At 67.6% G+C, this 21,941-nt stretch carries 21 protein-coding genes; 12 read left to right on the top strand and 9 right to left on the bottom strand.

Features of this window, described 5'->3' with window-relative positions; all coding sequences use genetic code 11:
* The first annotated feature begins 22 nt into the window (after nucleotides 1-22).
* The 4 genes from HUK68_RS20745 to HUK68_RS20730 are packed head-to-tail and all read left to right on the top strand — an operon-like array spanning nucleotide 23 to nucleotide 4,327.
* Complete coding sequence (locus HUK68_RS20745; protein ID WP_175506145.1) at nucleotides 23-907, top strand: branched-chain amino acid ABC transporter permease; 885 nt, start codon at nucleotides 23-25, stop codon at nucleotides 905-907.
* Complete coding sequence (locus HUK68_RS20740) at nucleotides 904-1,860, top strand: branched-chain amino acid ABC transporter permease (protein ID WP_175506144.1); 957 nt, start codon at nucleotides 904-906, stop codon at nucleotides 1,858-1,860. The genes HUK68_RS20745 and HUK68_RS20740 overlap by 4 nt, the downstream gene beginning before the upstream one ends.
* The gene (locus HUK68_RS20735; RefSeq protein ID WP_244146422.1) at nucleotides 1,857-2,654 is read left to right on the top strand and encodes an SDR family NAD(P)-dependent oxidoreductase; all 798 of its coding nucleotides are present in this window, start codon (nucleotides 1,857-1,859) and stop codon (nucleotides 2,652-2,654) included. The genes HUK68_RS20740 and HUK68_RS20735 overlap by 4 nt, the downstream gene beginning before the upstream one ends.
* A 35-nt stretch (nucleotides 2,655-2,689) precedes the next feature.
* Nucleotides 2,690-4,327: a flavin-containing monooxygenase gene (locus tag HUK68_RS20730; protein ID WP_175506143.1), complete on the top strand. Its 1,638-nt coding sequence runs from the start codon at nucleotides 2,690-2,692 to the stop codon at nucleotides 4,325-4,327.
* A gap of 269 nt (nucleotides 4,328-4,596) precedes the next feature.
* On the opposite strand, the gene HUK68_RS20725 is transcribed toward HUK68_RS20730, so the two are convergent.
* The 6 genes from HUK68_RS20725 to HUK68_RS20700 all read right to left on the bottom strand — a co-directional run bounded on the left by HUK68_RS20725 (nucleotide 4,597) and on the right by HUK68_RS20700 (nucleotide 11,525).
* Nucleotides 4,597-5,142, bottom strand: a complete 546-nt coding sequence (locus tag HUK68_RS20725) for a nuclear transport factor 2 family protein (RefSeq protein WP_175506142.1) — start codon at nucleotides 5,140-5,142, stop codon at nucleotides 4,597-4,599.
* 133 nt (nucleotides 5,143-5,275) lie between these two features.
* Nucleotides 5,276-7,369, bottom strand: a complete 2,094-nt coding sequence (locus HUK68_RS20720; RefSeq protein WP_175506141.1) for an acetate--CoA ligase family protein — start codon at nucleotides 7,367-7,369, stop codon at nucleotides 5,276-5,278.
* A gap of 147 nt (nucleotides 7,370-7,516) precedes the next feature.
* A complete protein-coding gene (locus HUK68_RS20715) occupies nucleotides 7,517-8,566 on the bottom strand; it encodes an acyl-CoA dehydrogenase family protein (protein WP_175506140.1) in 1,050 nt (349 codons plus the stop codon).
* A 1-nt stretch (nucleotide 8,567) separates the two neighbouring features.
* Nucleotides 8,568-9,770 (bottom strand): acyl-CoA dehydrogenase family protein, encoded by a 1,203-nt coding sequence (locus HUK68_RS20710; protein WP_175506139.1) that lies wholly within the window; start codon nucleotides 9,768-9,770, stop codon nucleotides 8,568-8,570.
* Between the two features lie 20 nt (nucleotides 9,771-9,790).
* Nucleotides 9,791-10,543, bottom strand: coding sequence for an SDR family NAD(P)-dependent oxidoreductase (locus HUK68_RS20705; RefSeq protein WP_244146421.1), 753 nt, complete (start codon nucleotides 10,541-10,543; stop codon nucleotides 9,791-9,793).
* A 10-nt stretch (nucleotides 10,544-10,553) separates the two neighbouring features.
* The gene (locus HUK68_RS20700) at nucleotides 10,554-11,525 is read right to left on the bottom strand and encodes a Bug family tripartite tricarboxylate transporter substrate binding protein (RefSeq protein WP_175506138.1); all 972 of its coding nucleotides are present in this window, start codon (nucleotides 11,523-11,525) and stop codon (nucleotides 10,554-10,556) included.
* A 386-nt stretch (nucleotides 11,526-11,911) separates the two neighbouring features.
* Between HUK68_RS20700 and HUK68_RS20695 the strand changes: the two genes are divergently transcribed.
* The 5 genes from HUK68_RS20695 (at nucleotide 11,912) to HUK68_RS20680 (ending at nucleotide 15,065) form a co-directional block, all read left to right on the top strand.
* A complete protein-coding gene (locus tag HUK68_RS20695; protein WP_175506137.1) occupies nucleotides 11,912-12,253 on the top strand; it encodes a hypothetical protein in 342 nt (113 codons plus the stop codon).
* A 56-nt stretch (nucleotides 12,254-12,309) separates the two neighbouring features.
* On the top strand, nucleotides 12,310-12,879 hold the full coding sequence (locus HUK68_RS20690) for a hypothetical protein (protein WP_244146420.1): 570 nt from the start codon (nucleotides 12,310-12,312) through the stop codon (nucleotides 12,877-12,879).
* 127 nt (nucleotides 12,880-13,006) lie between these two features.
* A complete protein-coding gene (locus tag HUK68_RS20685) occupies nucleotides 13,007-13,660 on the top strand; it encodes a hypothetical protein (RefSeq protein WP_175506136.1) in 654 nt (217 codons plus the stop codon).
* 182 nt (nucleotides 13,661-13,842) lie between these two features.
* Nucleotides 13,843-14,208, top strand: coding sequence for a hypothetical protein (locus HUK68_RS23340; RefSeq protein ID WP_244146419.1), 366 nt, complete (start codon nucleotides 13,843-13,845; stop codon nucleotides 14,206-14,208).
* Complete coding sequence (locus tag HUK68_RS20680; RefSeq protein ID WP_244146418.1) at nucleotides 14,208-15,065, top strand: GGDEF domain-containing protein; 858 nt, start codon at nucleotides 14,208-14,210, stop codon at nucleotides 15,063-15,065. Before HUK68_RS23340 ends, HUK68_RS20680 begins: the two co-directional genes overlap by 1 nt.
* Nucleotides 15,066-15,325: 260 nt before the next feature.
* Here HUK68_RS20680 and HUK68_RS20675 read toward each other — a convergent pair whose 3' ends face one another.
* Both HUK68_RS20675 and HUK68_RS20670 read right to left on the bottom strand, forming a co-directional pair.
* Nucleotides 15,326-15,928 (bottom strand): TetR/AcrR family transcriptional regulator, encoded by a 603-nt coding sequence (locus HUK68_RS20675; RefSeq protein WP_175506135.1) that lies wholly within the window; start codon nucleotides 15,926-15,928, stop codon nucleotides 15,326-15,328.
* Nucleotides 15,929-16,162: 234 nt separating this feature from the next.
* On the bottom strand, nucleotides 16,163-17,155 hold the full coding sequence (locus tag HUK68_RS20670) for an SDR family oxidoreductase (protein WP_175506134.1): 993 nt from the start codon (nucleotides 17,153-17,155) through the stop codon (nucleotides 16,163-16,165).
* Between the two features lie 134 nt (nucleotides 17,156-17,289).
* Between HUK68_RS20670 and HUK68_RS20665 the strand changes: the two genes are divergently transcribed.
* Nucleotides 17,290-17,700 carry a ribonuclease HI family protein gene (locus HUK68_RS20665; RefSeq protein WP_175506133.1) on the top strand — a complete coding sequence of 137 codons (411 nt, stop codon included), beginning with the start codon at nucleotides 17,290-17,292 and terminating at the stop codon, nucleotides 17,698-17,700.
* Between the two features lie 4 nt (nucleotides 17,701-17,704).
* On the opposite strand, the gene HUK68_RS20660 is transcribed toward HUK68_RS20665, so the two are convergent.
* Nucleotides 17,705-18,580 (bottom strand): LysR family transcriptional regulator, encoded by an 876-nt coding sequence (locus tag HUK68_RS20660; protein WP_175506132.1) that lies wholly within the window; start codon nucleotides 18,578-18,580, stop codon nucleotides 17,705-17,707.
* Nucleotides 18,581-18,678: 98 nt separating this feature from the next.
* Between HUK68_RS20660 and HUK68_RS20655 the strand changes: the two genes are divergently transcribed.
* Both HUK68_RS20655 and HUK68_RS20650 read left to right on the top strand, forming a co-directional pair.
* The gene (locus HUK68_RS20655; RefSeq protein WP_175506131.1) at nucleotides 18,679-19,674 is read left to right on the top strand and encodes an NAD(P)H-quinone oxidoreductase; all 996 of its coding nucleotides are present in this window, start codon (nucleotides 18,679-18,681) and stop codon (nucleotides 19,672-19,674) included.
* 101 nt (nucleotides 19,675-19,775) lie between these two features.
* On the top strand, nucleotides 19,776-21,941 hold the full coding sequence (locus tag HUK68_RS20650) for a TonB-dependent receptor (RefSeq protein ID WP_175506130.1): 2,166 nt from the start codon (nucleotides 19,776-19,778) through the stop codon (nucleotides 21,939-21,941).

The following is a 21,941-nucleotide window of genomic DNA, read 5'->3' as shown; positions in this document are numbered from 1 at the left end:
GCGTGGCACGGGAGAGTCCACCATGGATGAAATCTTCGGCATTCCAATGTCGGCCCTGGTCGGGCAGCTGGTCATCGGGCTGATCAACGGCTCGTTCTACGCCTTGATGAGCCTGGGGCTGGCGATCATCTTCGGCCTGCTGCATGTCGTGAACTTCGCGCATGGCGCGCAGTACATGCTGGGCGCGTTTGTCGCCTGGGGCCTGCTCGAGTACTTCGGCATCAGCTACTGGTGGGCGCTGCTCATCACGCCGGTCGTGGTCGGCGGCGTGGGGCTGCTGATCGAGCGGCTGATGCTGCGCCGGCTCTACCGCGTGGACCATGTCTACGCGCTGCTGCTGACCTTTGGCCTGGCGATGCTGATGGAAGGCGCGTTCCGCTGGAAGTTCGGCGCCACGGGCCAGCCCTACCCGAACCCGATTGCGGGCGGCTTCGATGTCGGCGTGAGCTACATCCCGGCCTACCGCGTCTGGGTGATCGCGGCCTCGCTGGTGCTGTGCCTGGGCACCTGGCTGGTGATCGAGCGCACCAAGCTCGGCGCCTACCTGCGCGCGGCCAACGAGAACGCGGCGCTGGTGCGCACCTTCGGCATCAACGTGCCGCGCATGCTGATGCTGACCTACGGCCTGGGCGTGGCGCTGGCCGGCTTCAGCGGCGCCATGGCCGCGCCCATCTACCAGGTCAACCCGCTGATGGGCAACAGCCTGATCGTGGTGGTGTTCGCGGTGGTGGTGATCGGCGGCATGGGCTCGATCATCGGCGCGATCATCACCGGCTTCGGCCTGGGCGTGGTCGAGGGCCTGACCAAGCTGGTCTACCCCGACGCCGCGGGCGTCGTCATCTTCATCGTGATGATCATCACGCTGGCAATCCGTCCCAACGGCCTGTTTGGCCAGGAGGCCCGATGAAACACTTCTCTCCCGGCACGCAGCGCCTGCTGCTGGCGGCCTTCGTCGCCTTGCTGCTGGTCGCGCCCTTCGTGCTCTACCCGCAGTTCCTGATCGAGATCATGTGCTTTGCGCTGCTCGCGGCCGCGCTCAACCTGCTGGTCAGCTACTGCGGACTGCTGTCCTTCGGCCATGCAATGTTCTTCGGCGCCTCGGGCTATGTCACGGCGCAGGCCATCAAGGTCTGGGGGCTGGACCCGGCGCTGGGCATCCTGTGCGGCGTGGCCGTGGCGGCGCTGATCGGCGTGCTGACCGGCGCGCTGGCCATCCGGCGCCAGGGCATCTACTTCTCGATGATCACGCTGGCCTTCTCGCAGCTGATCTACTTTCTCGCGCTGCGCATGCCCTTCACCGGCGGCGAGGACGGCCTGCAGGACGTGCCGCGGCGCGCCATGTTTGGCATCATCGACCTGAGCAACAACCTGGTGATGTATTTCACGGTGTTCGCGCTGGTCGGGTTTGGCTTCTTTGCGATCTACCGCATCGTCAACTCGCCGTTCGGCCAGATCCTGCGCGCCATCCGCGACAACGAGCCGCGTGCGATTTCGCTGGGCCTGCGCGCCAACCGCTACAAGCTGGTGGTGTTCATCCTGTCGGCATCGCTCGCGGGCCTGGCCGGCGCGGTGAAGGCCGTGGCCTTCCAGGTGGTGACGCTCAACGACCTGACCTGGGTGACCTCGGGCGAGGCGCTGCTGATCTGCATCCTGGGCGGCATGCAGACGCTGCTCGGGCCGATCGCGGGCGCGGTGCTGATCGTCTCGATGTCGCACTACCTCGCCTCGTATGCCGAGTGGGTGCTGATGATCCAGGGCCTGGTGTTCGTGGTGGTTGTGCTGTCCTTCCGCAAGGGGCTGATCGGCGAACTCTATGCCTGGCTCGAGCGCCGTGCGCTGCGCGGCAAGGAGCAGCCATGAGCGCCGCATCGCGTGAGGCCGTGATGGCCGCCTTGCAGCGCGCGCGCCTGCTCGAAGGCCGGTTGGCGCTGGTCACCGGTGCGGCCAGCGGCATCGGCCAGGCGATTGCCGTGGGTTTTGCCCATGCAGGCGCGCGCGTCATTGCCACCGATATCAGCGCCGCGCGCTGCGAAGACACGCTGGCGCAGATCCGCGCCGCGGGCGGCGAGGGCTGGGCGTATGCGCTGGATGTGACCGATGCCGATGCCGCGGCGGCGCTGGCCGGGATCGTGGGCGAAGACATCGGCGCGGTGGACATCGTCGTCAACAACGCCGGCGTGATCCTGCGCGAAGGCCTCGACAGCCCGCGCGCGCACGCCAACATCCGGCGCGTGGTCGACGTCAACCTGCTGGGCACCTTCAATGTGATCCACGCCTGGCTGCCGGCGCTGCGCGCGACGCGCGGCTGCATCCTCAATATCGCCTCGGGCGCGGCCTTCATTGCCCAGGCCGGCGCGCTCGGCTACTCGGCCTCCAAGGGCGCGGTGAAGATGCTCACGCAATCGATGGCCGCCGATCTCGGCGCCGACGGTATCCGCGTCAACGCGCTCGCGCCCGGCGTGATCGAGACCCCGATGACCGACGTGACGCGCGCCAACCCCGAGCGCCTGGCGCGCTTCATGGCGCGCATTCCCGCGGGCCGCGTCGGCCAGCCGCAGGAGCTCGCGGGCGCGGCGGTGTTCCTGGCGTCGGCGCTGGCGTCGTATATCAATGGCGTGACGCTGCCCGTCGATGGCGGCACGCTGGCGGTTTAGGCCGAATCGTTTTTCAAGAAAATGCAGGAGACAACATGCAAAACAACCCTCCAACACCCCCGCGCCGCCTTGATGTCGTCATCGTTGGCGGCGGCTTCGGCGGCATGTACGCCACCTACAAGTTCCGCGAGATGGGGCTGAGGATCCAGAGCTTCGAGGCCGGCGGCGACCTGGGCGGCGTCTGGTACTGGAACCGCTATCCCGGCGCGCGCGTCGACCTGCCCAGCATCGACTACAGCTTCTCGTTCTCGCCCGAGGTCGAGCAGGAGTGGAGCTGGTCGGAGCAGTTCGCGGCCCAGCCCGAGCTGCTGGCGTATATCGACTTCGTTGCCCGGCGCCTGGACCTGCGCCAACACTTCCAGTTCAACACGCGCGTCACCAGCGCGGTCTGGGACGAGGCGCGCAAGCTCTGGAGCGTGAAGACCGACCAGGGCGAGACGCTCGAAGCCACCTATTGCATCATGGCCACGGGCCCGCTGTCCGTGCCCAAGGACCCGGAGATTCCCGGCATCGCGCGCTTCCAGGGCCAGCTGCTGCGCGCCGCGCGCTGGCCGCATCAGCCCGTGAGCTTTGCCGGCAAGCGCGTGGGCGTGATCGGCACCGGCTCGACCGGCATCCAGATCGTGCAGGAAGTCGGCAAGGAGGCCGGCGAACTGTTTGTCTACCAGCGCACGCCCAGCTTCACCATGCCGATGCGCAACGAGCAGCTCGAGCCCGAATACGTGGCCGAGGTCAAGCGCCACTACGCGGGCATCCGCGAATCGGCGCGCAACAGCGCCGTGGGCGGCGTGCGGCCGCAGTCGACGCGCGCGTTCTTCAGCGTCACGCCGCGCCAGCGCCAGCAGCTGCTCGAAGACGCGTGGAAGAACGGCGGCCTGGCGATGCTCGGCACCTTCTCCGACCTGATGAGCAACCCCGAGGCCAACGAGCATGTCGCGGAATTCGTGCGCGGCAAGATCGGCGAAATGGTCGAGGATCCGGCCACGGCCGAGGCGCTCAAGCCGCGCGGCTACCCGATCTTCGCGCGCCGGCCCTGCCTCGACAGCAGCTATTACGAGACCTACAACCGCCCCAACGTGCACCTGGTCGACTGCCTCACCGACCCGATCGTCGAGATCACCGAAAAGGGCGTGCGCACCGAGTCCGGCGAGATCCAACTCGACGTGCTGATCTTCGCCACCGGCTACGACGGCCTCACCGGCGCTCTGCTGGCCTTTGATGTGGTCGGCAAGGACGGCCGCAGGGTCAACGACAAATGGCAGGACGGCGCGCGCTCCTATCTGGGGCTGATGATGGAAGGTTTCCCGAACCTGTTCATGACCACGGGACCGAACGGCCCGGCGGCGCTGGCCAACATCATCCGCATCAGCGAGCATGACGTCGACTGGATTGCCGCGGCCATGGTGCACATGGAGCAAGAAGGCCTGGCGAGCATCGAGCCCACGGCCGAGGCCGAGCAGGGCTGGATGGACCTGGTCTACGAGCTGTCGCAGCGCACGCTGCTGACCAAGGCCAAGACCTGGTATGTCGGCGCCAACGTCAAGGACAAGCCGCTGGGCCTGACGCTGTTCACCGGCGGTTTCGCGAAGTACCGCGAACTCACTTCCGCCGCCGTGCGCGACGGCTACCGGGGCTTTGTGTTCGAACGTACGCGGGAGTCAGTGGAAGCCTGACACCTGTGGCAGGGAGGCGGCCTTCGGGTTGCCGTTTGATGCGGGGCTGGGAGACCAGGCCCGCTTTTTTAGCGGCTAAAAAAGAGACGGTATTGGCAAGGGGGAGCGTGTAGACCACGCCTTGAAGGCCCTTCGGCCGGGCCGCGTAGGCAAGCCCAGGGCGAACGGTCGTTGGGGGGCTTGAACCTGAGAGAGATGCGCTAACCCGTTCGTCCTGAGCTTGTCGAAGGATGAACGGCCTGTCCTCAAATCGAGGGTAGCGCAGCCGTCTACTGCGCAAACGGCGCCTGCGCAAGCAAGGCGTACCAGGCATCGTCGGGCTTCATCTGCCCCTGGGGCGCGCGCACGCCAAAGCGCGTGGCCTCGTCGCCTTCGGGCGCGGGCGCTTCCTTCAGCCAGTCATAGATCACGGTGCGCGCCGCGACGCGCCATTCGCCAGCGCGTTTCTCGAAGCGGTCGGCATAGCGGCCGCACAGAAAGGTCTCGCGCAGCCGGCCCGTGGCCGGGTCGGTGTCGTACTGGAACGCCTGGAAGTAGCTTTCGACGGCCGCATGCCGGCCTTCCAGCACGATGGAGATATTGCTGACCTGGTGGATCATGCGCAGTCCGCTGCTGCGCGACTTGAGCGCCTTTTCAATGAAGCCGCTGGCGCTGCCGTGGTAGGCGCCATGCCGGTCCGTAGCGTCTTCCCAATAGGCCGAGCGCAGCGCGGCTTCGTCGCCGCGGTCTATGCCGCGGCAGTAGGCGTACATCACTTCGCGAATGGCTTCGCGGTCGAGCAGGGCTTGGAGCTGGGATTCTAGGTGGGGGGACATAAGGTGTTCATGCAAGTTCTTGTCGGGCAGGCCGCTTGTCCTTCGACCGGGCCGCGCAGGCAGGCGCGGGGCGAACGCAAACCCCACCGCCGTTCGCCCTGAGCCTGTCGAGGGGCGTTTGCCGCCCCTGAAGTCAGATCGCGCTGGCTTCGCGCAGTGTAATCACCGCATCCAGGCAGACCGCGCCCTTTTCGCGCACCACCAGCGGATTCAGGTCGATGCTCTGCAGCTGCGCGGCATGGGTCTCGGCAAATGCCGACAGCTTGCAGATCGCATCGACCAGCGCCGCCTCGTCGTACTGCGGGCCGCCGCGCCACTGGCGCAGCAGGCGCGAGGACTGCACCGCGTCGACCAGCTGGCGCGCGCGCGCCGCATCGACCGGGGCCGAGGCAAACGCCACATCCTTGAACAGCTCCACGGCCGTGCCGCCCGAGCCAAACATCAGCATCGGGCCGAAGGTCGGGTCCATATGGAGGCCCAGGATGGTCTCGACGCCGCCTTTGAGCATGGGCGTGATCAGCACGCCGTCGATGCGTGCCTGCGGCGCAGCCGCCCGGGCGCGGCGCAGCAGCTCGCCATGCGCCTGGCGCACGGCCTCGGCGTCCTGCAGGTTCAGCAGCACCCCGCCGATCTCGGTCTTGTGCGCGATATCGGGCGAGGAGATCTTGGCCACCGCCGGGAAGCCATAGCGGGCGGCCGTGGTGGCCGCCTCCTCGGCGCTGGTGCAGACCTTTTCCGGCAGCATCGGCAGGCCGGCCTCGGCCAGCACCTTCTTGGCCGCGGCCTCGGTCGAGACATCGCCCAGCGCCGGCGCCGAGCGCTGGCCCGAAGACGGCGTGTAGAGCGCGGCCTGGCGGCGCGCGAGCTGGCGCGCGCCGGCGATGGCCAGCACCGCGCGCGACGGGTCGGCAAAGGTCGGGATGCCATGCGCGTCCAGCGCCGCGGCAACTTCGGGCGTGGCCAGCATCACCATCACCAGGCCGCGCTCGGGGAATTTCTGTTTCAGCGCGATCAGCTCGTCGCTGGTCGACTGAAAGCGCGTGGGGGACAGGCCCACATGCGCCAGATAGGCAAACACCGTGCCGTAGGCCGAATGCGTGAGCAGCGCCTCGAGCGTGCGCGTGACGCCGCTGGCCACGGCCGTGACCTGGGCCGTGGTGTCGAGCGGGTTGGCCGCGACCGCAAACGGCAGCACCTCGCGCACCGCGGCGCTGGCGCCGGCCGACAGCGGCGGCAGCGCCAGGCCGTGGTCGCTCGCGTGGTCGGCCATCAGGATGCCGATGCCGCCCGAGCCGGTGAGGATGGCGACATCGTCATTGGCTGGCAGGTGGCCCGTCACGGCGCAGACATAGGCGATGTCGAGCATCTCCTCGATCGACTGCGGCCGGTAGGCGCCGCACTCGGCAAACACCGTGTCGTAGACCGTGTCGTTGCCCGCGAGCGAGCCGGTATGCGTGGCCGCGGCCGAGGCGCCGACCTCGGTGCGGCCGGCCTTCATGATCAGCACCGGCTTGCCGGCCCGGGCCGCCTTGAGCAGCGCCTGGCGCAGGCGCGTGCCGTCCTTGCACGACTCCACCGCCGCGCAGATGACGCGGGTTTCGGCGTCATCGGCGAGGTAGTCGATGCATTCGGCGACATCGACATCGGCCTCGTTGCCGGTGGCAATGATCTTCGAGAAACCCAGCCCGCGCAGCGAGGCCATGCCATAGGTGGCCGAGCCAAACGCGCCGCTTTGCGTGGCCAGCGCGATATGGCCCTTGACCGGGCGCAGGCCGTTGAGCGCCGTCGAGAACGTCGCCGAATACTGGTTGGACAGGTTCAGCAAGCCCAGCGAGTTCGGGCCCAGCATGCGCACCTCGGCGGCGCGGCAGATATCGACCAGCTTTTGCTGCAGCGCCTTGCCGGCCTCATCGATCTCGGCAAAGCCCGCGGTGAGGATCTGCACCGACTTCACGCCCTTGGCCACGGCCTCGCGCAGCGCGGTCTCGACGCCGGCCGCGGGAATGATGATCACCGCCTGGTCGACCGGGCCGGGCACATCGGAGATGCTCTTGTACGCCGGCAGCCCCTGCACCAGCGCCTCGCCCTTGTTGATCGGATAGATGGTGCCCTGGAAGCCGCCTTCGCGCATGAAGCGCAAGACGCGCCCGCCAATGCGCTCCGGGTCGGAGGAGGCGCCAATCAGGGCAACCGATTCGGGAAAGAAGAGGGAATGGATGGTTTGCATGGGAAAGGCGTTGCGAAGAAAGGTCATACCAACCTTTGATCCCGAGCCTTGGGTTGGCGGCGGGCGAAAGGTCAAAACCGTTCGCACCGAGCCTGTCGAAGTGCGGTTTTCGACAGGCTCAGCCCGAACGGACCGGGTCAACAGGTATCAAGCCGGCAGGGCTGCCACATCCTCAGCCATCTGCGCCGACAGCGCATCAAGGTAGTGGAAGCGGTCGCCATACTGCAGGTTGCACATCAGCGTATGCATGGCCAGGCGCGCGGCGGGCATTTCGGTGGTCATGCCCATGCCGCCATGCAACTGGATCGCGGACTCTGCCACAGTCCGGCCGACGCTGGCCAGGTACAGCTTGGTCAGCGCCGCATCGCGCGACTGGCCCGTGGGATCGGCGGACAGCGCCTCGGTCACGTCCTTGACCAGGCCGCGCGCGCTTTCATAGGCCACGTACATCTCGACGAGCCGGTGGCGCAGCGCCTGGAAGGTCGACAGCTGCACGCCGAACTGGGTGCGTGTCGACAGGTAGTCAATGGTCTGCTCGACCATCGCGCCAAGCGCGCCCACGGTCTGCGCGCACGTCATCACGGCCGCGGTGTCGGTCGCGACCTTGACCGCGGCCGCGACGGCTTCGCCCTGCAGCAGCAGCTGGCTCGCGTCGACGGTCACGCCATCGAGCGCAATATCCGCGCTGCGCCGGCCGTCGAGCCCGGTGTAATAGCGCGCCGCGGGCAGCGCCGCGGCCTCGACCAGCACCAGCTGCGTCGGCGTATCGAACAGCAGATGGCTGGCGTCGGCGCTCAGGTCCGCGCCGCGCAGCTGCCCTTGCAGGCGCACGCGGCCCGCGCCCTCGGGCGTGGCCTGGACGTCGCTGCCCAGCACCGGGCAGACCGACGCCGCGCCCGCCGCCAGCTGTTCAAGCAGTGCGCGCGCTGGCGCCGACGCCCCGGCCGCGGCCAGCAGCATGGGCGCGACCACGCAGCGCGCGATCAGCGGCAGCGCCAGCGCATGCCGGCCCGCGGCTTCGGCAATCGCCGAGAACTCGCTGAGCGAGGCGCCCACGCCGCCATGGTTCTCGTCCACCAGCACGCCTTGCCAGCCCAGCGCCAGGATCTGGCTCCAGTCGGCCGCGCCCGCGCCGGCCATGCGGTCGGTGGAGTCATACAGGTCGCCGGGAAACATCGGGGTCACTTGGAAAGTCATCTCAGGCTCCAAACAGGTCGCGGGCAATCACGTTCTTCTGCACCTCGCTGGTGCCGCCGGCAATCGTGCGCGAGCGGTAGAACAGGTAGGTATGGGTCAGCTGGCGTTCGAGGTCGAGCTCGTCGCTGCCATCGGGCGCCTCCACCTCGGGCTCCAGCCGCGCCGCGTATTCGGGGCCGGCGATATCGAAGGCAATGCCGACGATCTGCTGCGACAGCTCGGAGGTATGCAGCTTCAGCGCCGAGGACTTCGACGAGGCCAGCGTGCCGCGCATTTCCTCCTGGATCGCGCTCAGCAGCATCTGGCGCGCGCCCTTGGCCGAGGCCTGGGCCAGGAACAAACGCTCCTGCAGCGCATGGATGCTGGGCAGATTGGGCCGGGCCTGCATCTTCTGCGCCAGCAGTTCGGCCACCTGCTCGAGCTGGCGCGCCAGGCGCGGCACCGTGGCCGGCGACAGGCGCTCGCGGTCGAGCAGGAACTTCGCGCACTTCCAGCCTTCGCCCTCGACGCCCACCAGGTTGGCGACGGGCACGCGCACATCGTTGAGGAACACCTCGTTGACATGGTGCCACTGGTCGATGGTGCGGATCTCGCGGATCTCGATGCCCGGCGTGTCGAGTGGCACCAGCAGCAGCGAGATGCCGGCTTGCTTGCGGCCCTCGGTCGAGGTGCGCACCAGCGTGTACATCATGTCGGCTTCATGCGCGTGCGAGGTCCAGATCTTCTGGCCATTGAGCACATAGTGGTCGCCGTCGCGCACCGCCGTGGTCTTGAGCGAGGCCAGGTCGGAGCCGGCGCCGGGCTCGGAGTAGCCCTGGCACCAGTGTTCGCTGCCGTCGAGGATGCGCGGCAGGAAGCGCTGCTTTACCGCGTCGCTGCCGAAATGCATGATCACCGGCCCGATATGGCCGATGCCATGGTGGTAGGCCGGCGGGCAATCGGCCTGGGCGGTGATTTCCTCGAACAGGTAGCGCTGCTGCAGGTCCCAGCCCGTGCCGCCGTACTCGACGGGCCAGTTGGGCGCGCCCCAGCCGCGCGCATGCAGGGCTTGCTGCCAGGCGCTGTATTCGGCGCGCGTCATCTTCTGGTTGCTGCGCACTTTTTCCTTGAGTGGCGCGAGCTCGGGCTGCTGCGTGAACGCGAGCAGTTCCGCGCGGAAGGCGGCGTAGGGATCGGCGGCGGAGAGGGGAGGGTTCTGTGTCATGGAAGCAGAGGGAGAAGGATTCAGTGGTAGCTGCGGCCGCCATCGACCGCCAGCGCGACGCCGGTGATGAACGAGGATTCGCCGCCCGTGAGGTAGAGCGCGGCACGCGCGATTTCCACGGCCTCGGCAACGCGGCCGAGCGCATAGCGCGCCCCGACCTGGGTGCGCAGCACCTCGGGGTCGTAGCCGTTGCGCACCATCGGCGTGTCGACCGCGCCGGGGCAAATGGTGTTGACGCGGATCGGCGCCCATTCCATGGCCAGCGACTTCGACAGCGAGATCACGCCGGCCTTCGATGCCGCATACGCGCCGCGGCGCAGGAAGGGCTGCAGGCCCTGGCCCGAGGAGAAGTTGACGATGGTGCTGTCCTGGACCGCGCGCAGATGGGGATAGCAGGCGCGCGCCATCAGGAAGCTGCCCGTGAGATTGACATCGATCACGCGGCGCCAGTCTTCAAGGCTGACTTCGCTGAGCAGTTCGCCATTGGCGATGCCGGCGGCGTTGACCAGGCCGTCGATGCCGCCCATGGCGCGGGCCGCTTGTTCGATGGCCTGGGCCACCGAAGCCTCGTCGGAGACATCGGCCGTGAGGGCCGTGCCGTGCCGGATGCCCTCGGCATGGCGATCGAGCGCGGCAAGCTGCGCGCCCTCGGCGACAAACAGCTCGGCAATGGCCGCGCCAATGCCCGAGGCCGCGCCCGTGACGACGATGCGGCGGCCGGCCAGGCGGCCCAGCGCGGGCATCTCGGGAATGGAAGTGGTGGTAGGTGTCATGGGGTCCTGCTCAGTCGAGGCGGATCTTGCGTTCGCGGATCACCGGCGCCCAGGTGGCGAGCGTCTTCTTCAGGTAGTCGTCAAAGCCCTGCTGCGTCATCAGCGCGGGCTCGAGGCCGGTCTTGTAGATCGCGTCGTGCATGTCCTTGGTTTCCAGCACGGCCTGCACATCGGCGTAGATCTTCTTTTGCAGCGCCGGCGGCGTCGAGGCGGGCACGAACATGCCGAACCAGCCGCTGGCCGTGAAGTCGGCGAGCGCCGGCACGCCGGACCTGGCGATCGGCACCAGCTCGGGCGCGCGCTTGATGGGCTCGCGGCTGCCTATGCCCAGCACCTTGAGCTTGCCGGTCTGCACGAAGCTCATGGTCGCCGAGCTGTCGAACAGCGCCTGCACCTGGCCGCCGACCAGGTCGTTGATGGCCGGGCCGTTGCCCTTGTAGGGCACATGCACGATGTCGATGCCGGTGCGCGCGGCAAAGCCCTCGGCCGCGATATGCGGGCTCGAGCCGTTGCCCGACGAGGCAAACGTCATGCCCGGATGCGCCTTGGCATAGGCAATCAGTTCGGGAATGTTGTTGGCCGGCACCGCGGCATTGACATAGAGGTAGCTGTACGAGTCGGCCAGCATCGCCAGCGGCGCGAGCGCCTCGGGCTTGTAGGGCAGGTTGGGCACCAGCACCTGGTTGGCGGTGAAGCCAAACGCCGTGATCAGCAGCGTATGGCCGTCGCCCGGCGCCTTGGCCGCGGCGGCCGTGCCGATCACCGTGCCCGCGCCAGGGCGGTTGTCGACGATCACCGGCTGCTTCCAGCGCTCCGACAGCCGCTGCGCGACGATGCGCGCCAGGATGTCCGTCACGCCCCCGGCGGCATAAGGCACGATGATCTGCACCGGCTTGGTCGGGAAGTTCTGCACCGGCTGCGCCTGCGCCGAGGCGGCGCAGAAAAGGGCGGCGAGACCGAGGCGTAAATGGCGAATCAACATGCTGCGGCAATCCTTTTTGAATGGGCTGGGGACATGCCTTGCGCATGCCCCGGCAAGGGCCTGGACCTTCCTGGTGAAAATAATTCTACCGTTCGGCAGGTAAGTGGAAGAATGGGGGCTAACCCTAGCCGGTGGGGCGCAGCATTGCGCCAACCGGTGGCTTGAAAGCGCGTGTCACAAACCGCGCTGCGGCTGCGTTTTCGACCTGCGCTCGGGGCAACCACCTACATGCACACGGGTGGTTTTTTCTTTCCTGCGGGTCTTAGCCAAGTCCACACTGAGGCTCCCTTCGAAGCAAAAGCCTTGCAGCTTGGCACCGCTCCAGAAACGGAGCATGGGGCGAATCCGCAAATGCTTTTCTTCGTTATCCAACCAGGAGATAGACCATGCTGAAGAAATCCCTCACGACGCTTTCTCTGGGCGCGGCACTGGCATTCGCTGCCACCGGCGCCTTTGCGCAGACGACCAACAACAGCACTGTCAACAGCACCCAGACGCCGGCCACGGTGGGCGTGTCGCCGCAGGAGGCCAATCAAGCCAACCAGCGGGCGGTGCAACGCTCCGACACCGGCACGCTGGTGCGCACCGACGCCACCGCCGCCGAGCAGGCGCGCGATGCCGCCAACCGGGCGCAGAACAACTCCATGCCCAGCACCATGAACAACACCACCAATGACGGCACGACTACCGGCACCATGCCGCGCCGCGCCCGCGCCGACCGCAACTAAGCGGCCCTGCAGGAACTGTTGAGCCTCTCTCCCTACCATCAGAAAAAGGATTTCTCATGATCGACAACACCAATACCCGTCCCTACAACGCCACCGCCGCCACCACCACCTCGGGCGGTCCCCTGGTCACCGGCCTGTTCCGTGACCGCGACAGCGCAGAAGCGGCATACAACGCCGCCTCGTCCCGCGGCTATTCCAAGGATGACGTGAACCTGGTGATGTCGGATGAAACGCGCAGCCGCCACTTCGCCAACGAGAATGTCGAGACCGAACTGGGCAACAAGGCCGCCGAAGGCGCCGGTATCGGCGGCGCGATTGGCGGCACGGTCGGCGCGATCGTCGCGGCTGTCGCCGCCGTCGGCACGACGCTGGCACTGCCCGGCATCGGCCTGGTCGTCGCCGGCCCGCTGGCCGCAGCCCTGGCCGGCGCCGGTGCCGGCGCTGCGGGCGGCGGCGTGATTGGCGCGCTGATCGGCTGGAACATTCCCGAAGAGCGCGTCAAGCACTACGAAGAAGGCATCAAGCAAGGCGGCATCCTGATGGGCATGCGCGCCAAGAACGAGGAAGATGCGCTGTATCTGGAAGACCAGTGGAAGCAAAATCGCGGCGAGCATGTCTACCGCTGAGCTGACCTAGCCTGACGCCGATGGCGCAAGCTTGCCAGGCGGCCATTTCTGCGGAGATGGCCGCCTGGCTTTTGGCGTCCCCATTTCTTTTGGCGTCCCCAGTCCCTGCTTTTGAAGTTTTGTTGCCATGCTGTTTTCACTGCCTTTGACGCGCCTGCTGGCGCGCGTTGCCAGCGCGTCGGCGCTGTGCCTGGGTGCTGCGCCCGGGCTGCATGCGGCGCCGCCGGCCAGCGCCGCGGCCACGGCGGAACTCAGTGCCGAAGCCGGGCAGGTCGCGCAGTGGATCCACCGCACGCAAGACAACCAGCGCCTGCCGTATCTGCTGATCGACAAGCGCGCCGCGCGCGTGCATGTGTTCGACGCCGCGGGCCGGCTGCAGGACTCGTCGCCGGTGCTGCTGGGCGCGGCGCGCGGCGACCATTCGGTGCCCGGCATCGGCGAGCGGCCGATATCCGCCATCGCGCCGCACGAGCGCACCACGCCGGCCGGTCGTTTTGTCTCCGAGCCGGGGCAGAATCTGCAAGGCGAGGACATCGTCTGGATCGACTACGACGTGGCCGTATCGCTGCACCGCGTGCGCACCGGCAACGCCGCCGAGCGCCGGCTGCAGCGCCTGGCCAGCGCCACCGTCGCCGACAACCGCATCTCCTATGGCTGCGTGAACGTGCCAAGGGCGTTCTACAACCGCAATATCGCGCCGGTGTGGGGCAAGCAGGCAGGGGTCATCTATGTGCTGCCCGAAACCCAATCGGCGGCGTCGTTTTTTGGTTTCGGCAGCTGATCGCCAGCGCTGGACCAGGCCGCCTGCGCGGCAAGTTCACCGATAATCGCCGGGTTGCTTATCTTTTCTGAATACCGTTGATCTCCATCCTGCGTTTGGTGGCCTTGGCCCTTGACCAGCTCGAAGTGGCAATGTGCGTCTTCGATGCCCGCCACAGGACGCTTCTCTGGAACGAGACCTTCTTGCAGTTCTTTCCCGAGCACGCGGGGCATGTGCACGAGGGCGAGGACTACCGCGAGAACCTGCGGCGCTTCTATCTGGCCCGGCTCAGCGCGCAGGAGCTGCCCTCGATGGAGCGCTACATCGAGGAAGGCATTCAGCGCCACCATTTGCAGCAGCGCGCCTTCGAGTTCGACCACCATGGCTACCGCGTGCGCGCGGCCTCGGTATCGCTGGGGCCGCTCGGGCGCGTGCGGCTGTGGCGCAAGACCGCGCCGCTGCTGACGGGCATGCAGGACCGCATCAACCCGCGCCTGGTGCAGCTGCCGGCACGGATTTCGGCCGATACCGCGCGCGCGCGCTGGAAAGCCTCGCCGACGGCATTCTGATGGTCGATGACCAGGACCGGGCGGTGTGGGCCAACCATGCGTTCCTGGTGCTGTACGGCCAGCCGGACATCGAGAGCCTGGGTGCGTGCCGCTTCGAAGAGATCTACGCCCAGGCCTGGCGCGGCGCCGAGCCGTCGGCGGACTATGCGCGCGGCGTCGCCATCCTCACCGAGCGCCAGCGTTTTTCCGGTGCGCCCTATGTGCTGGCGCTGCCGCACAACCGCTGGGTGCGCATTCTCGAGCTGCGCGGCACCCAGGCCAACGGCAGCAGCTTTTTCTCGCATGTCGATGTCACCGCCGCGCGCCGCCAGCAGGACGAGCTGCGCAAGATGACCCGGCACCTGGCTTCGCTCGCGGGCAAGGATGCCCTGACCGGCCTGGCCAACCGCCGGCGCTTCGACGAGGTGCTCGAGGCCCAATGCCGCGCGTACCGGCAGTCCGAGACCATGCTGGCGCTGCTGATGCTGGACGTCGACCATTTCAAGCAGGTCAACGATGCCTTTGGCCATCCGTTTGGCGATGAAGTGCTCAAGAGCTTTGCCACGGTGCTGACGCATGTGGTGCAGCGCCCCGGCAGCCTGGTGGCGCGCTATGGCGGCGAGGAATTCGCCATCCTGCTGCCCGAAACCGATGCCGCGAGCGCCGCCAGGCTCGCGGAGTTCCTGCGCCAGCAGGTGGCGGCCATGGCGCTGGGCAACGAGCATACCGGCGCGGTGCGCATCACCGTGAGCATCGGCATTGCCAGCGCCATCCACTGCGCGCCCGACTACGCCTGCGCCACGCTGGTCGACATGGCCGACCGCGCCCTGTACGACGCCAAGCGCTCCGGCCGCAACCAGGTGGCAGTGGCCGGGTAGGGATGAAGTTTCAATGAGGGCTCGAGCGCCTGTGCAGCGGGTGTACGGCCCCCACTGCTCGCAGAGGGATGGACCGCTATTTGGCTTCAGGCAAGGCAGAATTCTTCGACGCCTCGTCGCAGCGGGGCTCGGCGCAGGTCGCTGCGCCCGCAGGGGCGTGCGCGCACCCATCCCCTTTGGCGAAGAACTTCAAGGAAAGCAGCATACGGAAGCGTCCCCGCTGGTGGCTGGCCGCATGGCGCGAGCGGCCCCGCCGACGCTTAACTGCGCTCTGTGGCCTTCAAGCCATTGAGCGCCATATCCAGATATTCCTCGATGACCTCGCGCGTCGACAGCTTGCCCTTGGGGTTGTGCCAGCGCGTCATCTGGTTGAGCGACGAGAGCAGGAAGCGCCCGGTCAGCGCGACGTTGTGCGGCTTGAATTCACCCGCAGCAATCGCTTCCTCGATGCAGGTGCGCAGCAGGGTCTCGTACTCATTGCGCAGTGCGATGGTCAGCGTGCGCTGCTCGCTTTCGGCGCCCATCCAGAACGCGTTCGAGCCGGCCATCCAGGAGTCGCGGTCGGCATCCATGAAGTCGGCCGACACCAGCATGTACTGGCGCACCTTCTCCAGCGGCGTGGGCGCGGCCTCGACGGCGGCGCGCACCACGTCGATCAGCGTGCGCAGCGAGCCCAGCACGATGCGGTGGAACAGCGCTTCCTTGTTGGGGAAGTGGTAGTAGAGCGCGGCCTTGGTGATCTTGGCTTCTTCGGCGATGTCGCGCAGGGACGTGCCCTCGTAGCCGCGGCGCGCGAACAGCCGGCACGCAATGCCGATGATCTGCTCGGGGCGGTTGTCGACGCGCGGGCGGAATTCCTCCACTGCTGCGGCTGTGTCTTCTTTTGGACGACGAGTAGCCATCGTGCTCCCATTGGTTTTATTGGAGGGAAAAGTATAGGTGACCCCCACGCTTCACCTGCAAGCCGGCTGCGGGCGCCGGCCGCTGCCGCCATAGCGTGGCGGGCACGACCGGCTTTGACAAGGGTTGTTACCCGCCAAAGCCATTGTGCTGACCGTTCGACAGGTAAGTGTAGCGTGGAAGTGTCACGGCGCGCGTCAGGCGCCGACGCTGCCCGTGACCGGCAGCACGATGCCGGTGATGTAGCTCGAGCAGCAGGGCGCGGCCAGGAATACATAGGCCGGCGACAGTTCCTCGGGCTGGGCGGCGCGGCCCAGGTCGGTGTCGGCGCCGAACTTCGCGAGTTCGTCGCCGCTCTTGTCGGCCGGGTTGAGCGGGGTCCAGACCGGGCCGGGCGCAACGGCGTTGACGCGGATGCCCTGGTCCACCAGGTTCGAGGCCAGCGCCTTGGTGAAGGCATGTATCGCGCCCTTGGTGGCCGAGTAATCGAGCAGGTTCTTGCTGCCGCTCAGGCCGGTGACCGAGCCGGTGTTGATGATGCAGTCGCCGCTCGACAGGTGCGGCAGCGCGGCCTTGGCCATCAGCATGTAGCCAAAGATATTGGTGCGGAAGGTCTCGTCGATGCGTTCTTCGGTCAGGTCTTCGAGCGACTCGGCATGCTCCTGGAAGGCGGCATTGTTGACCAGTATGTTCAGGCCGCCGAACTGCTCGACCACCTGCTGCACCGCCTGCCGGCAGAACTGCGCGTCCTTGACGTCACCGGAGATGGCGAAACTCTTCGCGCCTTCGGCCTCGATCAGCGCGCAGGTCTTTTGCGCGTCTTCATGCTCGCTGAGATAGGCAATCGCGACATTCGCGCCTTCGCGCGCGAACAGCACCGCCACCGCGCGGCCGATGCCCGAGTCGCCGCCGGTGATCAGCGCATTCATGCCCTTGAGCTTGCCGCTGCCCTGGTAACCGGGAGCCTCGTAGCGCGGCGGCTGCTGCATCTGGCCTTCCTTGCCGGGCTTTTCCAGATGCTGGCGGCTCATGGGCGCGGTGGGCTCGGCGCGGTGTGGGCCGGGAGCGGCCGCGGCGGACTTGGCTTTCTTCGGCTTCTTGTCCGCAGCATCCTGCTTGGCCTGGATGTCCTTTTGCTTGGCCACGGTTTTCTCGACGGCGGCAGTGGGTTTCTTGTCGGTTTTCTTCATGGCCAGGGGTCCTTGTCAAGTCAAAGAACCACTGTAGTGGCGGCCCGGGGGGCGAGGCTGTAGGAAAACAGCGGTCATCCGCATGGCGGCTTTGCCGCGCCATGCAGCCTGGCATTCGCGTGTAAGCTGGCCGCATGGATTCGCAGCAATGGACGGTCTATATCGACGGCAGCGCCTTTCCCAATCCGGGTCGGATGCAGATTGGCGGCATTGCCTATGCGCCCGACGGCAGCGCGCACCGCTTCAGCCAGGCGCTGGCCGCGCACGGCTGCAACAACGAAGCCGAAGCGCTGGCCGCCATCCACGCGCTGCAGTGGCTGCAGGCGCAGCATGCGCAGCAGGTGCTGCTGCACACCGACAACAGCATTCTTGCCGAGCAGCTCGGGCGGGCCCAGCCCAAGCGCATCGAACGCCTGGCCGCGGTCTACGCACAGGCGCGCACGCTGCTGGCGCAGTTCGACGAGGTGCAGGTGCAATGGATTCCGCGCCACAAGAACGCGACGGCCGATGCGCTGGCCCGCGGCGCGGCGCCCGCTGGCAGCTAAACGCTCACGCGCTTGACGCCGCCAGCGCGGCGCCCAGGAACTCGGCCGTGACGCGCACCCGCGCCGTGCGCTGCAGGTCGGGATGCAGCACCTGCCAGACCTCGTAGTCTTTGCTGCGGCGCTGCTGCGGCCACAGGCGCAGCAGGCCTTCGCGCTCGCCCAGCGGCACCGGCATCTCGCCGATGCCGATGCCGGCAGCCACTGCCTTGCGCACCAGCAGGCTGGAGTTCGCGGCCAGCGCAATGCGCGCCTGGCGCGCGGGCACGTCGAGCAAGGTGGCAAAGGACTTTTGCGCCAGGTGCGGCGCGTAGGCAACGAGATGGTGGCCGCGCAGCCCGTCGTCGGGCACGGGCGTGCCAAAGCGCTGGACATAGGCGGCGCTGGCAAACAGGCCCACGGGCCAGGCCACCACGCGGCGCACCACCAGCTCGGGGGAGTCGGGGCGCTGGTTGCGAAACGCGATATCCGACTGCCGGCGCCCCAGGCTCAGCATCTGCGTCGAGACCTCCAGGTCGACGCGGATTTGCGGCCAGCGCTGCTGCAGGCGCTCGATCGCGGGCAGCAGGAATTCGGTGGCGATCGAGTCGGTGCTGGTGACGCGCACCAGGCCGCCCGGCGTTTCATCATGCCCCTCGATGCGGCTGCGCAACTCCATTGCTGCGTGCTCCATGCGCTGCGCGGCATCGAGCGCGGCCTCGCCCGCGGCCGTGAGCAGATAGCCCTGGCTGGCGCGCAGGAACAGCTTGGCGCCGAGCTGGGTTTCCAGCGCCGCGAGGCGCCGGCCCACGGTGGCCTGGTCGATGCCCAGGCTGCGCGCCGCCGCGCGCAGCGAAGGCGTGCGCGTGAGGGCCAGGAAAATGCGCGTGTCGTCCCAGTTCATGGTGCTGAGGGTGATGCAGATTTGCATCACTGTAGAGCGAAACTGCTGCGTTTGCAGCGATTAAGCTCGGCACCTATCTGCAATTTGAGGAAGACACGATGCAAGCAATCGACATGGATGAGTTCGGCGGCCCCGAGGTGCTGGTGGCGTGCGAAGTCGCGGCGCCGCAGCTGCGCCCGCATGACCTGCTGGTGCGCAATGCGGCCATTGGCGTCAATCGCGCCGACATCCTGCAGCGCAAGGGCGCGTTCGGGCGCGCGAATTTCGGCGATTCGGAGCTGATGGGCCTGGAGATCGCGGGCACGGTCGAGGCCGTGGGCGCGCAGGTGCAGGGCTTTGCCGTCGGCGACCGGGTGATGGGCATCGTCGGCGGCGGCTCGTATGCCGAGCTGTCGCGCATCGACCACCGCATGGCGATGAAGGTGCCTGACCAGTTGACGCTGATCGAGGCCGGCGCGATTGCCGAGGTGTTCGTCACCGCCCATGAGGCAATGTTCCATCTGGCGCGGCTGCAGCCCGGCGAATCGGTGCTGATCCACGCGGCCGGCGGCGGCGTCGGCTCGGCCGCGGTGCAGCTCGCGCATGCCGCGGGCGCACGCGTGTTTGCCACGGCCAGCGCCGACAAGCACGACGCGGTGCGCGGCTGCGGCGCGGATGTGTGCATCGACTACCGCAGCCAGGATTTCCAGGCCGTGGTGGCCGAGCAGACCGCGGGCAAGGGCGTGGATGTGGTGATCGATTTCATCGGTCCGAGCTATCTGGAGCGCAATGTGCGCTCGCTGGCCGTGGGCGGGCGCATGGTGGTCGTGGGCCTGCTGGGCGGCCCGGCGCCCGCGCCCATGCCGCTTGATGTGCTGCTGTACCGCCACCTGCAGATCTTCGGCACGGTGATGAAGTCGCGCCCGCCCGAGGTCAAGCAGGCCATGGTGCAGCGCTTTGCCCAGCGCTGGCTTGGCGCGCTGGCCGACGGCACGATCCGTCCGGTGATCGACAGCACCTACGCGCTGGCCGATGCGGCCGCGGCACACCGGCGCATGGAATCGGGCCGGAACGTGGGCAAGATCCTGTTGCTGCCGGAGGCGGGCAAGGGCTGAGGCAGCAGCAGACCCGCTTTCAAGGGTTAACCCTTGCAAATATGGAATAATAATGATTCCCATTTAATATTTTGACGGCCGCCACCGGCTGTCCCGTCTGCATGCGTTTCCCTTTCCGTCATTCGCAACCGCTGCTGCCGCGCGGTCTGCTGTCTCCCCACGTGCTGGCCATGGCCGGCGTCCTGGGGCTCGGCGCCACCAGCGCCCTGGCCCAGGCCACGCTCGAAGAAATCCAGGTCCAGGCGCAGCCCGATGCGCAGGCCCTGCCGGCGCCGGCGCCGGGCGGGCAGGTCGCCAAGGGCGCGGGGCTGGGCCTGCTGGGCCAGCGCGAGGCGCTCGATACTCCGTTCAACATCACGTCGTATACCCAGCAGCTGATGGCCGACCAGCAAAGCGCCACCGTCGCCGGGGTGCTGGAAAACGACCCATCGGTGCGCTTCACGACCAATACCGGCCACGCCTACGAGAACTTCAGCATCCGCGGCCTGGAGGTGAACGCCACCGAAGTCGGCTTCAACGGCCTGTACGGCCTCGCGCCCGATGCGCACATTCCTACCGAGATGCTCGAGCGCGTCGAAGTGCTCAAGGGCCCGGGCGCGCTGCTCAATGGCATGACGCCCGGCGGCGCTGTGGGCGGCGTGGTCAACGTCGTCACCAAGCGCCCCACGGCCGATGACCGCACCCAGGTCATCACGTCGTATGCCTCGGACGCGCAGCTGGGCGTGCAGGCCGACGTGTCGCGCCGCTTCGGCCCGGAGCGCCGCCTGGGCATCCGCGTGAACGGCAGCATGGCCAGCGGCGAAACCGATATCGATGACCAGAAGCGCCGCAAGCGCCTGGGCGCGCTGGCGCTCGACTACCAGGGCGACCGCTGGTCGCTGGGCCTCGATGCCTACAGCTACCGCTCGCACATCGCCAACGGCAGCCCGCTGATGGTGGGTTTTGCCACCGTGGGCCGCATGGTGGCCGCGCCTGCCGCGAACCTGAACCAGTTCCGCGGCATGAATGCCGAGCAGCAAAGCGACGGCGCGCTGCTGCGCGGCAGCGTGGATCTGTCCGAGGACTGGACGGCCTACGCCAGCCTGGGCTGGGCCGAGCATTCCTACACCGGCATGCTCAACGGCACACGCGGCATCCTGCGCACCGACGGCCACACGCTCGACACGCAGAACTACCAGCAATACGGCTTCACGCGCAGCTGGACCGGCGACGCCGGCCTGCGCGGGCGGCTGCGCACCGGCGCGGTCGCGCATGAGGTGGTGCTGTCGATGAACCAGTTGCGCCAGGAAGGCGGCCGCGCGCTCAATGCCAAGGGCGGCATCCCCACCGCGAGCTATGTCAGCGACCTCTACCACCCGACGCTGGACACCGTCATCGCCAACCAGCCCACGGCCTACAAGCAGGAGCGCGACAACGTCATCACCAGCTATGCGCTGGCCGACACGCTGCGTTTTGCGGGCGACACGCTCGCGGTGACGGCCGGCGCGCGCCTGCAGCAGGTCCAGCAGAAGATGGCCGGCTACGACGAGCAGGCGGTCACGCCCATGCTGGGCATCGTCGCCAAGCCCTGGAGCCCGAACCTCGCTCTCTACGCCAACTACATCGAAGGCCTGAGCGCCGGCACCACGGTCGCCGCGGGCTATGCCAATGCGGGCGAGACGCTCAAGCCCTACAAGACACGCCAGCTCGAGACCGGCGTGAAGTGGCAGGGCACGGGCTGGATGCATACCTTCTCGCTGTTCCAGATCACCAAGCCCTCGGCGATCTCGGTCACCAGCGCGGGCGCGAGCCTGCCGACACTGGTCGAAGACGGCGAGCAGCGCAACCGCGGCGTGGAATGGACCGTGTCGGGCCAGCTGGCGCCGGCTTGGAGCGTGCTGGGCGGCATCTCCTACACCCAAGCCAAGCAGACCAAGACCCAGGGCGGCCTCAAGGACGGCAACGATGTCTATGGCGTGCCGCGCTGGACCGCCAACCTGGGCGCGCAGTGGTCCGTGCCTGCCGTGCCCGGGCTGGCGCTGTCGGGCCGCATGGTCTACACCGGCGCCCAGCAGGTCAACTCCAGCAACACCCTGCAAGCCCCGGCCTGGACGCGTTTCGATGCCGGCGTGCGCTATGCCACACGCCTCTCCAACCACGCCGTGACCTGGCGCGCCAACCTGGAAAACGCCTTTGGCCGCAAGTACTGGGCGGGCGCCTTCAACGACAACTTCATGACCGTGGGCGCGCCGCGTACGCTGCTGCTGTCGGCGACCGTGGACTTCTGA

The sequence above is a fragment of the Comamonas antarctica genome (genome assembly GCF_013363755.1).
In the GTDB taxonomy this organism is placed as follows: Bacteria; Pseudomonadota; Gammaproteobacteria; order Burkholderiales; family Burkholderiaceae_C; genus Comamonas; species Comamonas antarctica.
The sequence above is the reverse complement of the archived record's forward strand: the minus strand, read 5'-3'. Positions and strand labels throughout refer to the sequence as shown.